Below are 13,307 nucleotides of genomic sequence, written 5' to 3'. Positions count from 1 at the left end.
AAAAGCGTGAAGAGTCGTCAGGCCGTCACCGATGTCAGGCGCTTTTCGCGGCGTATCGCGTGTGTGATGGCTTCGCCGAGAATGCGCGGCCCGTCGACGGTCAAGACCGATTCGGCGTGGAATTGCATCGAGCTGAACGTCGGACCGCGCAAGGCATGCACTTCACCCGTGCGCGGATCGCGGCTGATGGCCAGCGTGCCGACGCCGTCGATTTCCATTTCGTCCCGGACGGTCCGTGCGACGTACGTGTTGTAAAAGCCCACGCGCTCGCGCTGGCCGAACAGATCGATTTCGACCTGGATGCCCTGATTGGGCACCTCGCGCCGCACGAGCGGAATGCCGAGGATGGCGTTCAGGATCTGATGGCTCAGGCAGACGGCCATGAACGGCTTGCCCTCGTCGATGAGATGCCGCAGCCACGTGTAGAGGCGGGCAATGCGCGGATCGCCGGCGTCGCTCGGGTCTCCCGGGCCCGGCCCCATGACGACGACGTCGTAACGCGCAAGGTCCACCGCGTCGTGAACGCCGCACACTTCGGTGGCGAGGCCGAGCGACGACAATTGCTGGGCGATCATCGCCGTGAAGTGATCTTCGGCGTCGACGATGAGCGCGCGGCAACCGCTCAACTCAGCCAACTCATCGGCCATCCCGCCTTGTCGCCCGCCATATGGCCGAAACCAGAAGTCCGCGATGCCTTTGTTGCGCTCGCGCAGCGCCGCCTGCACCGATGGATGCTGTGCGAGCGCCGGGCCGGCTTCCGGCGGATCGAATGCGTTCGACAGCGCGGCCACCTTGGCATGCGTCTCCATGACTTCCGATACCGCGTCCGAATGCCGGACGAGCGTCGAGCCGACGCCGATGCGAACGTGGCCGGCGCGATCGATCTCCGCGGTGCGGATCAGGATGGCGGAGTCGAGCGTGCGCTCGCCGCGCGCATCGCGGCCGATCAGCGCTGCAATGCCGCTGTAGTAGCCGCGGCCGGCCCGCTCGTGCCGCGCGATCACGCGGGTCGCACTTTCGATCGGGCTGCCGGTGACCGTCGGCGCAAACATCGTTTCGCGCAGCAAGTCGCGGACATCGGCCTCCGTGTGACCGACGATGAAATATTCGGTGTGGGCGAGCCGCGCCATCTCGCGCAAGTGCGGCCCCGTGACCTGCCCGCCGGCCGGGCAGATGCGCGCCATCATCTTGAGCTCCTCGTCGAGCACCATGTACAGCTCGTCGGATTCCTTACGATCGCCGAGAAAAGCGTTGATCCCGTCGATCGTCGGCCCGCTTTGTGGATATCGGTAAGTCCCGCTGATCGGGTTCATCGTCGCGCAGCCTTCATGCAGCGTCAGGTGGCGCTCCGGCGTGGCGCCGACGAACGTGCGTTCCCCGGTATGAATCACGAAGATCCAGTACGCGCCGACCTCCCGGCGCATCAGGCGCTTGAAGACCGCCAGCGCCTTCGCGGGCGAATAGTCGTCGAGATCGCCCTCGAGCGTGCGCTTGATGACGAAGTTCGAGCCCGCGCCGGTTCCGATCTCGTCGGTGATGACGCGCTCGACGATCTCGGCGTAGGCCTCGTCGTCGATATCGAAGTGACGCTCGCCGAGCGCGGTATCGGCATCGGGAATGGCGGCGAGCGCAAGCTGCGCGGGCACCGTTTCGTGCTCGTCGCAGGTGATGGCGACGAGCGGAGCGCCGTCGTCGTGAGTCGTGAAGCCGCGCTCGCGCAGCTGCCGGTATGGCACGAGCACAAGCAGCTCCTGACGGCCCGCACCGGCCGCCGTCGGCGCGGCCAACGGAAGCTCGGCCAGGGAGGATGGATAGGAAACCGCGCCGGCGAAGACGTCGATCGTCGCGCGCTCCCCGGCGCTACCCGTCGAACGCGCGATCAACGCGAAGCACGGCGCTTGTCCGTGGAGGACGCGCTCGAAAAGGTTGCGGTTCGGAGCGGCGTTCATGCCAGCGCCTCCTCGGTGCTCACCACCTTGCCGCAACGCTGGGCCACGTATTCCAGGGCCTGGTGATGATGGTCTTCGGAAAAATCCGCCACGCCATCGGCGACGAAGAACGGTTGAATGTCGTTCGTGAACGCATCGACGGCCGACATCATTACGCCGATGTGCGCGTAGACGCCGCACAGCATCAGCTGATCGCGGCCGCTCTCCCGCATGCGCTCGCGCAGGTCGGTGCGAAAAAATGCGCTGTAGCGCCACTTCGTCAGCATCCAGTCGTCCGGGGACGGGCCGACGGCCTCGGCGACGTCCCGATCGGCCGGCGTCGTCTCCATGCCCGGCCCCCAAAAATCGCGCAGCAAACCGCGTTCCTTCTCGGTCATGCGCCCGGGATGGGCCGTGTACGCGACGGGAATACCGGCCTGCTTGCACCGTTTGCGCAGCGACGCGACATTGGTCGTCAACCTCTCGCGCAGCGTCGGCGGCAACGGCGAAAGGAAATAGTTCTGCATGTCATGAATGAGCAGCAACGCGCGCGACGGGTCGACACGCCATGACACGACATTCTCGGGCAGGCTGCCCGAATCGGGCAGCGCGTACGGTTGAATCGACGGGATCCCAGCCATTCGTCTCCTCCATTGATTATGCGTTAGCTCGGCAGGCCATCCCGGCGCACTTCGGGAACCTCGATACCCAGCGAACGGAATTGCTCGCAAGGGTTCATGAATTCGCGCTGCTCCTTGATCAGTCCGTTTTCGAAGCGGAACGAGTGAAGGAAGTGATTGCGGTAATAGCCTTGGGGGTAGCCGGGAAAAATAATCGCGCCTTCGCCGCGGCACTCGACCCAGAACCAGTTCGGGTCTTGCGTCTCGAAGATCTGGATGTCGGTCCAGACCCAGTCGGGGAAGCATTGCAGCGACCACACGGCGTGCTCGCCGAGCTTCTCGCGGCCGCGAATCGCGATCGGCTGGCCGCTGTCGGTCGTCCACAGGCCACCGACGCCATCTTCCGTGAACAGCAGGTGGCGCTTGAGCCGCGCTTCGCCACGCGTGTGCATGTACTGCTCCACGATCTTCCGGTTGTGCTGCCGGGCCGCGACGTGCGCGTGATTTTCGAGGGATTCGACGTCTGACATGCAAGCTCCTGAAGTCAAAGGGGGCCGCCCCGCCGGGAACCGGGAGGCCGCGTGGGATTACACGAGGTAGCTGATTTCGCGCGGATCGAGGCCGACGAGCGCGCGGCCGTAGACAAGTTGCGGAATGCCCATCCCGAAGCCCGCGTGGCGGCTCGCCACGTTCAGATCGCGCCAGATCAGCTGCAGCGGATTGGATTCCATGAAGGCGGCGCTGCCGTAGGCCGTCATGAGGCGATCGATGGCCTCGCGGCACAGGCGCGTGACGCGCGTCGATTCCATCCGGAAGCGCGAACGCGTCACTTCGTCGGGCAGGACGCCGGCCAGTGCGTGGTGTTCGACCGTTTCGACGATGCGGCGGGCATGCAGTTGCGCGCCGTCGATCATCATCGAAGCTTCGGCAAGATCGGTCTGGAACGCCGGCGAAACAGCCTGGCTCTTGAACGTGGACGAGGCGACACGGCGCTCGTGGGCCTGATCGCGCACGAGTTCCAGCGCGGTGACGATCGCCCCGAGTTGCGGTCCGAGCAGACCGATCGACAGCAAGCCCGAGAACGCGCCGCTATATAAACGGTGCCGTTCCGACGGCGGCCGCGACCGGCCCTGCACGATCGGCGCGTAAGGCGTCACGCGATGGCGCGGAATGAACAGCCGGTTCGCGACGACCGTGTTGCTGCCGGTGCCGCGCATGCCCGTGACATGCCAGGAGTCGCGGACTTCGAGCGCGCTCATCGGCATGAGGACCAGGTTGATCGTCTCGTCGTCCGCATCGACGCCTTTCGGGATCAGCGCGCCGATCCATTCGGCATGCAGGCTGCCCGACGCATAAGCCCACTCCCCCGTCACCACGACACCGCCGTCGACGCGTTCGACCTGGGCGCGCGAAGGCGCAATGATGAGCGCGGTGCGCGTGTCGCGGTTGCCGCCCCACACGTCGTCCTGCGTACTCTCGGGGAAGTGAGCGATCATGTAGTTGCCCATGTTGAGCACGCTCGTGACCCACGACGCCGAGCAGCAGCCGCGCCCCAGCTCGTAGCAGACGTCGAACAGCGTGGCGGGACCCGCTTCGTAGCCGCCGAGCCGGCGCGGCGTGAAGAGCCGCATCAGCCCCGCCTCGGTCAGCGCGTCGACGGCACGCTCGGTCAGGCGGCGCCCGGTATCGGCAGCGCGCGATTCTTCCGCGAGCACGCTGGCGACTTCTGCCGCCTTCGCGACCAATTGCTCGTGCTCGATCACCGATTCGTCGAGCGCAATGGCGTCATGTCCGGCCGAATTCCCTTCCTGCAAGGTGCGTTCGTCTGTCATTTCACGAGTCGTGCACTGCGAGGTTTGTATCGTGCTCACGGCGTCTCCAGAATAAACTTACGATCTTTATTGTTGAAAAATTCAAAACAATAATGGTTGCGAGAAACTTAACCACCAATTAACCATGAAATCGAAGCAAACAAGAGCCATCACCTTTATTGGTCGCACCCTGAATCAGGAAAATATCAGGCAACAGCATCCATTAGATCCACACCCAGCTTTGCCTTACCAATCTAAAAAGGCATTTTTATTTCAATGCCATTAAATGATGCTTACGTTTTTATTTAAACCGGCCGGGAATGTCAGTCCTTCGCGAGCCACGCTGCCTCGTCGAATTCCAGTTCAAAGCCTGAGTGATGGGGCCTCTCGGGGCCTCTGTACGCAACGGAACGCCGCACAAGCTTTTCAGCTTCGCCGGCACTTCCGACTCTCGGTGCTATTTAGCGGGCGCCGAGCAACATCCAGCAAATCGAGCCAGGCCTTCGGTATAAACCGGTTTCATAAGATTGCCCGCCCCATTTAATGTCACGAATATAAACCCCACCCCATTATGTTGCGCATTTCTATCGCGCCCATAAATGACGGTTAAGCGTAGGATAAATTCAAGCAAGTATCACCTGTCAAATTTGACGGGGATAACCCGCCAATCCGAATGAGACTGCGAGTGAAATATATTCTTAGATTATTTTAAAAATACAATCGACATGCTCGAATCTGATCCAGCAGCCGAGCGCGCAACCAGGTTTGAGGAACGCTTCGTGAATGTCGGCTCGACGCTCAAAACGAATGCGAAGACGACGAAATGTGCCGAGCCCGCTACCGTATTCCGTCAGGCGCTTCGCGTCGTGCTGTTACTGACCGACTTCGGCACCGGCCGATGGCATCATGGTCATCTGGCAGTTCTCGGTGAAGCACACGGTGGTCAACGACGGCGCGTACAACCATGCGGCGTTCGTGCCCAACGCATCGACGCTGATGTACGCGTTGCCGGCGGGCAAGCCGTCCTCGCAATGGACACCGCCCGACGTGCCGGCCTGCCTGCCGTCACAAACGGCCACCTACCCGACCCTCGGTGCCATGAACTTCATGTGGGCGTGCAGATCAACGCGTCGATGACCGGCCAGGGCCCCTATCCCGAAACGGTGACGGGGCGCGGCGTGCTGGAGCACTCGATCGATTTCATGCAGGACAACTACGGTTTCGTCGACCCGAAGCTGCGGGACGCCGTGTGCGACGACTACCGGGATGTCGTGAAGACCGGTGAGGCGATCGGCGCACGGCAGGCGAGGGATACGGCGAACGACCTGAGCACACATCCGGGCGCCACCGCGATTCCCGAAACGGTGGTGTTCGATCTCGTCACGCCGGCCAACGTGATGAACACGATCCAGACCTGATCGGCGCGCGCGTCGGATCGGCATCACTCGTGGTTTGCGAACCGCGCGTAGCGGTATGGGCGGCGGGCACCAACCAATAGCGGTTGATCCGCGGCGAATGACTGACGCGAATATTGCATTCGAAAAAAACACCCCATGCTCCGGGACACATCATCCGGTCATCTGTAGCCAGCCCTGTTCACGGTAACGTCGAGATCAGATTAGCGGCAATCTCGGCGGCACGCTGTTTTTCCCCGTCATCCAGTCGCTTGGCGATTCGCGCCTCGACGATCGCTGCAGCAGCGCCATACCTCTCCAGACCCGGCACCGCATCGAAACTCGCGCGCGAACGCGCGATCCACGCGGCGCCGAGGGCTCGGTCTCTCGGCAGACCGTTGCCGGTCAGGAACCGCATGCCGACCGCATACTGCATGAACGGATCCCCGCGCAACGCCTCGTTCAGGCTCGACAGCCCGTCCCACTGGCGGTTGGCAGCCGCGATCGCGCTGGCGGGCGAGTCGCTCCATAGCGTGGCAGCCGGATCGGCCGGCACCAGCCAGCGCTGCTCGCCGGCCGAATGCCCCGTGTCCGTGTCCGTGTCCATTGCCGGCGCGAGGCTGCGCAGCGCAAGCGCGATCTCGGATACCGCCGAGCCACGTCGCGCCGCGCGGCGATGCCAGTCCATTGCGACCGTTTCGTCCCGGGGCACGCCGTCGCCCGTTTCGTACATCAGCGCAAGATCGCTTTCCGCCCACTGCGATCCGGCAGACGCCGCACTGTTGAGCCACGTGGACGCTTCCTTCGGATCGCGCGCGACGCCGCGACCGTGCAGATAGGCGATTCCCACCATCCGCTTCGCGTCGGTGCTCGTCGGCGCGGCACGCAGTGCCCATGCGAACGCTTCGTAGTCGTCGGTGCGACCGCCGAGCCCGGTCGACAGATGCCACGCGAGCGAACCTTGCGCCGACACGTTCCCCTGCTCGGCCGCGCGGCGAAACCAGTACGTCGCCGCATCGAAATCCACCGGGACGCCGTCGCCCAGATCGTACGCATCGCCGAGTGACGACTGATACGCCGGCTCGCCGCGATCCGCGAGTTTCCATTGCCAGTACGCCCGCTCGTCCGCGGCAACGAGGCCGCTATCGGCCGACGCAAGGACGCGCATCGCGCCGACATTGCTGCCGGCGGCCGTACGGCACCAGCGCGCGGCCTCGGCCGGACGGCGCGGCGTGCCATTTCCATCCAGATACATCGCGCATAGCATCGCCTGCGACGCAGCGTCGCCCAGCTTCGCCCCGCGCGAGAACCAGTCGAATGCGATCGCCGGCTGCGGACCGCCCGACTGCCCGCGCCAGTACACCGTGCCCAGCGCCGAATACGCGGCGGGCACCTTGCGGCTCGCGAGGTCCTCCAGCCATTGAAGCCCCGTCCTGCCCGCGAACGACGTGTGGTGCTCGCTCAGGTAGAACCCGGCCGATACGCCGGCAGCCGGATCGCCGGCGTCGGCGGCCTGCTTCAGGTAGCGCAATCCCGTCTGCTCGTCGCGCGGCACGCCGGCTGTACCCGTCAGGTACTGATGGCCGACCCACCGCGCCGCCTCGATGTTGCCGTGGTCCGCGGCAAACCGGAACCACTTCATCGCCTGCGTCCGGTCGACGCTCGTGCCTTCTCCACGCCATGCCATGTTGGCGGCCATCAGGGCGGCCGCTTCGTCACCGCGATCCGCGCCGCGCGTGGCCAGCCGAAAGGCCTTGCGCATATCCACCGGCTCACCGTCGCCGCGTGCCGCGTAACGCGCGAGATTGGCCGCCGCGGCGCCATTGCCCTGCGCATCGGCTTTTTCGAACCACGGTTTGGCGGCGACGGGATCCGCCTGCGTCCCCAGGCCGTTCTGCAGCATTGCGCCGAGATCGTTCTCGGCGACAGCCAGCCCATCGTCGGCCGCGCCCTGCATCCATCCCAACGCGGCCTCTTGGTCGACCGGACCACCGCGGCCGAACAGATAGAGGTTCGCCAATGCGTAACGCGCCCGTGTATCGCCGGCGAGCGCCGCCTTGCGGTACCAGTCGCGCGCCTTCGCGTCGTCGCGCGGCACACCCGTCCCGCTTCCGTACAACTCGCCGAGCCTGCGCTGCGCGTAGATCGAGCCGGCGCGCGCCGCGGCCGAAATCAGGCTGAAGCCGCGCTGCGCGTCGCGCGGCACACCGATGCCCGCGAGATAGAGGTTGCCCAGCACCGCCTGCGCTTCCGTGTGGTTCTGGTCCGCCGCCGCGCGCAGCCACGTCGTTCCCCGGCCGACATCGCGCGGCACGCCGTCGCCCCGGACCAGCATCAGGCCGAGCACGAACTGTCCGTCCGCCTGGCCGCCCGCCGCGGCGCGCGACAGCCACGCCGCCGCGACCACCGGGTCGCGCGCCACCCCGCGCCCCGCCAGCGCGAATTTCCCCGCGTTCGCCGCGCCCGCCGCCGACCCGCCCTCGGCAGCCTTCACGAAGTACCGGTAGGCGGCAGCGTTGTCGGCCGGTTGCCCGTCGCCGTCCGCGCGCATCCCGCCGAGCTGGTTGGCCGACGCCGCGTCGCCGTCGCGCGCCGCCGACGCGAACCACGCGTATGCCGCCGCAGAGTTCCGCGGCAGCGCGACACCGTCGTAGTAGAGGTAGCCGAGTGCGCGCCTGGCCGGCGTCGAACCGTCGCTCGCCGCCGATTCGAGGATCGTCATCCCGCGTTTCAGGTCCGGTCGAGCCGCGTAGCCATGCAGCACCATCTGTCCGTAGAGCGCGCGGGCCGTCAGGTTGCCGGCCTCGGCTTCCTGCCGGCAAAGGCTGCGAATCTGCGCGGGTTTGTCCTTCAGCAGGAGGCTGTCGAACCCCGCGTTCAGCGTCACTACGCATGGCGTCGTGTCGTCGTGGACGGAAACGGACCCGGCGCGTTGCATTGCCGGCATCGCGGCAGGCAACGGCCCGGGCCGAGGCGCAGCGGCGCTGCCGAACCCGATGGTCAGCCCCGCCATCAGCCCTGCGGCTCCGACCGACCGTTTCAGCGCGGGCCCGACGCAGTTGAACCGCCGCACCGCCGGAACGCGCGGCCGAGGTTTGCCCACCGGCCTCATGGCTTCACGATCGTGACGTTCTTGATGATGACGTCGGTTCTGCCGGCCTCGTCATCGATCGTCTTGCTCAATTCGATCCCGTAGTCGGCCAGCCATGCGGAACGAACCCGAGACGTCGTCCCATCCTTGCGTACCTCGCTGCAGTCGAGATTGACGGCATTGCCGGTCAACGTCCCGAAGATCGTCGACGCCGGTTCGGTCTTGCCGATCTCGCATCGCCGGGTCAGTTGGCCGCGGCTCGACGGTTGGGGCAGAGCGAACTCGATGCGTTTGCCCTCGGCCAAAGGCGCGTTCGCCACCGCGATTGCCGACGCATCTTTCAGCATGCCGAGCCGCTGTGCATCGAAACGGCCTTGAACGCTCTGGCCCATGAGTTCCGCGATACCCGACGTCAACCCGAAGTAGGACCAGTCAGTCGCGCCGGAACCATCGCGCGTGGTCATCAATTCAGCGACCACGCCGTTATTGCGCCTATTGACGTAGGTGTCGACATACGGCCCTGCGGCCTTCGGCGTCGTCTTGTTCACCCATTCGCCGTCCACGATCAAGCGCGAATACGGCAGCGGCCGGCTACCGTCCGGCGGCAACTGGCTGCGAATCGCCTCCTGCAGGCGCCGCTCGTCGAACACTTCGTCCAGATACGCGTCCGGATCGGCCAGCACGGTCTCGCTCGCCGACTTGCCGCCGGAAATCATCTTGAAGAGTTCGTAGGTGATGCGTTGCTGTTCCGGCTCCGGAAGCTTGTCGATCATACCGACGGCAAACGCAATCGCCTCGCAGGACTTCGACGCGCCGGGCTTCGAAAGCGACGCCGGCAGCTCGATCGTATTCATGCGTGCGTCGACGTCGAGCAACTCGGCCACGGTGTAATGCTCATCCCCGGACGCCGTGCCATCGCGATTCAACAGGATGTCCATCATCTCCAGCACACCCTTGAGCGACTTCGACGGGAGCGTCTTCGCCAGCGCCGCCAGATCCTTGCCGCCGATGTCCGGCATCGCGCAGTTGTTCCGCGATCCGCGCGCCATATCCGCCGTCACCCGCAGGGCCTTCAGCCGCGCGGCCGGCGGCAGCATCGTGTCGACCAACCCGGGCGAGCTGCTGCGCAGTGTCGTCAATCGCGCGAGATAACCGGGTTCCTGCACGATTCGGGTGAACCACGCGATCAGGATCTGCCCGTTGTCCGAGTCTGGATCCACCCCGATCTGCGCAATATATGCGCGCGCACGTTCACTGATCTGTGCGGGCGTCAGGTTAATGACCGGATTCGCCGCTGGCGTGGAAACCGCCGGCTCCGCAGGCGCGCTCTGCACGCCCAATCCATATGCCGTTGCGGTCGCGATGGACAGCAACACCCCGAAAAGGCCTGTTTTTATTTTCATCTTGTCGTCATTCGATTGCGTTGATCGGCCGAGCGCGATTCCGCCCCGGACTTTCGCCTGAAATCCAGCGCGCGAACGTCCGGGACCGTACCGATGCGCCGGTCGCGCGCAGCTTCGCGTGTTGCGACCGCGTTGTCAATGGCGCGCGCGCTCGGCGACGCACCACCGCGGATCCGGTCCCGTTGCGATGCTGTCGTGTCGGGGTTGCCGCGCGAATGTTCGGGGAGAACCAGGCAAACGCTCGATGGCGCTCACGTTGCCGCGTCAGCTGTCTTTTATCTTTCGACGGAGTACGGTCGACGCTCATCCCCGCTTGTGCGCGTTCCCAGCCGAACGCACCGCTTCTCGATGCCGCACATGGCGGGCCTGTTCGACAGGCACGGATGATGGTTGCACAGACGAAACCGCGTGATTCTCAAGAATTGTCAAGGCTCAAGCTGACGCAGCGGTCTCGAAGGCAACGCACCTCTCCTGCCCGCCCCCAATGAAAAACGCGGGTGGCGAACCGCACTGGATGAACACCTCCATCCGGCACGACTCGCCACCCGCGTTGAAGACTTCCCGGTGCGCTGCTTACTTGCTGTAGTCGTACACGCCGCGCCCCGTCTTGCGCCCCAGGCGCCCGGCGGTCACCATTTCGCGCAGCAGCGGGCACGCCCGATACTTCGGATCGCCGAAGTCCTTCACGAACACGTCCATCACCGCGAGGCACACGTCGAGGCCGACGAGGTCGGCCAGCGCGAGCGGCCCGATCGGGTGGTTCGCGCCAAGCTTCATCCCCGCGTCGATCTCCTCGGCCGACGCGATGCCTTCAGCCAGCACGAAAAACGCCTCGTTGATCATCGGCACGAGAATCCGGTTCACGACGAAGCCCGGCGAGTTACGCACGCCGATCGGCGACTTGTCGAAACGCTCGGTCAGCTCGCGCACCGACGATGCGGTCGCTTCGCTCGTCTGCAGCCCGCGGATGATCTCGACGAGCGGCATCAGCGGCACCGGGTTGAAGAAGTGCATGCCGACGAAGCGCGCCGGATCGGCGAGCGGCGCCGCGAGCGCGGTGATCGAGATCGACGACGTGTTGGTCGCGATGATCGCGTCGGGCCGTGCGACGGCCTCGATCTGCTTCAGGATGCGGCCCTTCAGCTCGACGTTCTCGGTCGCGGCTTCGATCACGATATCGACCGACGCGAGCTGCGCGTAGTCGGTCGACGTCGTGATGCGCGCCAGCGCCGCATCGCGTGCGGCTGCGTCGAGCTTGCCCTTCGACACGAGCCGCTCGAGGCTGCCCTTCAACGTCGCGACGCCCTTCTCGAGCGCGGCGTCGCTGACGTCGATCATCACGACGTTGAGTCCCGCAACGGCGGCGGTCTGCGCAATGCCGTTGCCCATGGTTCCGGCGCCCACGACGCCGACAATTTCGATGGCCATGTAGTTCCTGTGTGTTCGGGTGCTGAGCGGTCGATTATCAGATGTTCTCGAAGATGGCCGCAATCCCCTGGCCGCCGCCGATACACATCGTCACGAGCGCGTAACGCCCGCCGATGCGCTTCAGTTCGTACAGCGCCTTGACCGTGATCAGCGCACCGGTCGCGCCGATCGGGTGACCGAGCGAGATGCCCGACCCGTTCGGGTTGACCTTCGCCGGATCGAGGCCGAGCTCCTGCGTGACCGCGCATGCCTGGGCGGCGAACGCCTCGTTCGCCTCGATCACGTCGAGATCGGTGATCTTCAGGCCCGCGCGTTCGAGCGCCTTCTGCGTGGCCGGCACGGGGCCGATGCCCATGTATGCCGGATCGACACCCGCGTGCGCATACGCGACGAGCCGGGCGAGCGGCTTCACGCCCTGCGCGCGCGCGGCGTCCGCGCTCATCATCAGCACGGCCGCGGCCGCGTCGTTGATGCCCGACGCGTTGCCGGCCGTCACCGTGCCGTCCTCCTTCTTGAACACCGGGCGCAGCTTCGTGAAATCGTCCGCGCTCGCGTCGTGACGCACGTGTTCGTCGGTGTCGAACGCGACCTCGCCCTTCTTCGTGCGGATCGAGATCGGCAGGATCTGGTCCTTGAAGCGCCCTTCCGCGATCGCGCGCGCCGCGCGACGATGCGATTCGAGCGCCAGCGCGTCCTGCGCGTCGCGCGAGATGCCGTACTTCGCGGCGACGTTCTCGGCGGTCACGCCCATGTGGATCGTCTGGAACGGGTCGTGCAGTGCGCCGAGCATCATGTCGACGAGCTTGCCGTCACCCATGCGCTGGCCGAAACGCGCGGCCGGCACCGTGTACGGCGCGCGGCTCATGTTTTCCGAGCCGCCGCCGATCGCGACGTCGGCGTCGCCGAGCATGATCGTCTGCGCGGCCGACACGATCGCCTGCAGGCCCGAACCGCACAGGCGGTTCACGGTCAGCGCGGGCGTGTGCTGCGCGACGCCGCCGTCGATCGCCGCGACGCGCGCGATATACATGTCCTTCGGTTCGGTGTTCACGACGTGGCCAAACACGACATGCCCGACCGCATCGCCCGACACGTTCGCGCGCGACAGCACTTCGCGCACGACTTTCGCCCCAAGGTCGGTCGGCGAGAAATCCTTCAGGCTGCCGCCGAAATCACCGATCGCGGTACGGACACCGCTCACCACCACGACTTCTTTCGCTGCATTGCTCATCGTCTCACTCCGGTTCGTTCGCGCCCGCAGGCGCGGGGATACGTTGCGTTACATGTTCGGGTAATTCGGCCCGCCGCCGCCTTCCGGCGTGACCCATACGATGTTCTGCGTCGGGTCCTTGATGTCGCAGGTCTTGCAGTGCACGCAGTTCTGCGCGTTGATCACGAGGCGATCGCTGCCGTCGTCGTTCTTCACGAACTCGTACACCGCCGCCGGGCAGAAACGTCCTTCCGGCCCTGCATACGTGCGCAGGTTCACGTTCACCGGCACGTTCGCATCCTTCAAGGTCAGGTGCGCCGGCTGGTTCTCTTCATGGTTCGTGTTCGAGATGAACACCGACGACAGCCGGTCGAACGTCAGCTTGCCGTCCGGCTTCGGGTACTCGATCGGCTCGCACTGCG

The 13,307-nt window shown here is 65.3% G+C and carries 9 protein-coding genes and 1 pseudogene; all 10 read right to left on the bottom strand.

Annotated elements, in window-relative coordinates:
• Window positions 1–17 precede the first annotated feature (17 nt).
• Entirely contained in the window at window positions 18–1,949 is a 1,932-nt protein-coding gene (locus DPV79_RS35900) for an anthranilate synthase family protein (protein ID WP_113047631.1), read from the bottom strand.
• Window positions 1,946–2,503: an isochorismatase family protein gene (locus tag DPV79_RS35895; protein WP_279636637.1), complete on the bottom strand. Its 558-nt coding sequence runs from the start codon at window positions 2,501–2,503 to the stop codon at window positions 1,946–1,948. The genes DPV79_RS35900 and DPV79_RS35895 overlap by 4 nt, the downstream gene beginning before the upstream one ends.
• A gap of 89 nt (window positions 2,504–2,592) precedes the next feature.
• On the bottom strand, window positions 2,593–3,078 hold the full coding sequence (locus tag DPV79_RS35890) for a phenazine biosynthesis protein (RefSeq protein WP_059555908.1): 486 nt from the start codon (window positions 3,076–3,078) through the stop codon (window positions 2,593–2,595).
• Between the two features lie 57 nt (window positions 3,079–3,135).
• Window positions 3,136–4,380 carry an acyl-CoA dehydrogenase family protein gene (locus DPV79_RS35885; RefSeq protein WP_244321859.1) on the bottom strand — a complete coding sequence of 415 codons (1,245 nt, stop codon included), beginning with the start codon at window positions 4,378–4,380 and terminating at the stop codon, window positions 3,136–3,138.
• A 677-nt stretch (window positions 4,381–5,057) separates the two neighbouring features.
• Window positions 5,058–5,222: pseudogene (locus DPV79_RS35880) on the bottom strand (IS5/IS1182 family transposase); the annotation flags it as partial.
• 733 nt (window positions 5,223–5,955) lie between these two features.
• Window positions 5,956–8,691 (bottom strand): tetratricopeptide repeat protein, encoded by a 2,736-nt coding sequence (locus tag DPV79_RS35870; protein WP_244321858.1) that lies wholly within the window; start codon window positions 8,689–8,691, stop codon window positions 5,956–5,958.
• 170 nt (window positions 8,692–8,861) lie between these two features.
• On the bottom strand, window positions 8,862–10,247 hold the full coding sequence (locus tag DPV79_RS35865) for a hypothetical protein (protein WP_063803102.1): 1,386 nt from the start codon (window positions 10,245–10,247) through the stop codon (window positions 8,862–8,864).
• A gap of 573 nt (window positions 10,248–10,820) precedes the next feature.
• On the bottom strand, window positions 10,821–11,675 hold the full coding sequence (locus DPV79_RS35860) for a 3-hydroxybutyryl-CoA dehydrogenase (RefSeq protein ID WP_113047628.1): 855 nt from the start codon (window positions 11,673–11,675) through the stop codon (window positions 10,821–10,823).
• A 37-nt stretch (window positions 11,676–11,712) separates the two neighbouring features.
• Window positions 11,713–12,906: a beta-ketothiolase BktB gene (gene bktB, locus DPV79_RS35855; protein ID WP_048028343.1), complete on the bottom strand. Its 1,194-nt coding sequence runs from the start codon at window positions 12,904–12,906 to the stop codon at window positions 11,713–11,715.
• 48 nt (window positions 12,907–12,954) lie between these two features.
• The coding region (locus tag DPV79_RS35850; RefSeq protein WP_208866764.1) for a 4Fe-4S dicluster domain-containing protein at window positions 12,955–13,307 on the bottom strand (353 nt) is incomplete at its 5' end.

It is taken from the genome of Burkholderia reimsis, assembly GCF_003294055.1.
GTDB classification, from domain to species: domain Bacteria; phylum Pseudomonadota; class Gammaproteobacteria; order Burkholderiales; family Burkholderiaceae; genus Burkholderia; species Burkholderia cepacia.
The sequence above is the reverse complement of the archived record's forward strand: the minus strand, read 5'-3'. Positions and strand labels throughout refer to the sequence as shown.

Excerpts from the sequence above, each read along its gene's own strand:
- DPV79_RS35885 (WP_244321859.1), bottom strand. The coding sequence starts at position 4,380 with ATGACAGACGAACGCACCTTGCAGGAAGGGAATTCGGCCGGACATGAC.
- DPV79_RS35865 (WP_063803102.1), bottom strand. The coding sequence starts at position 10,247 with ATGAAAATAAAAACAGGCCTTTTCGGGGTGTTGCTGTCCATCGCGACC.
- bktB (WP_048028343.1), bottom strand. The coding sequence starts at position 12,906 with ATGAGCAATGCAGCGAAAGAAGTCGTGGTGGTGAGCGGTGTCCGTACC.
- DPV79_RS35860 (WP_113047628.1), bottom strand. The coding sequence starts at position 11,675 with ATGGCCATCGAAATTGTCGGCGTCGTGGGCGCCGGAACCATGGGCAAC.
- DPV79_RS35900 (WP_113047631.1), bottom strand. The coding sequence starts at position 1,949 with ATGAACGCCGCTCCGAACCGCAACCTTTTCGAGCGCGTCCTCCACGGA.
- DPV79_RS35890 (WP_059555908.1), bottom strand. The coding sequence starts at position 3,078 with ATGTCAGACGTCGAATCCCTCGAAAATCACGCGCACGTCGCGGCCCGG.
- DPV79_RS35870 (WP_244321858.1), bottom strand. The coding sequence starts at position 8,691 with ATGCAACGCGCCGGGTCCGTTTCCGTCCACGACGACACGACGCCATGC.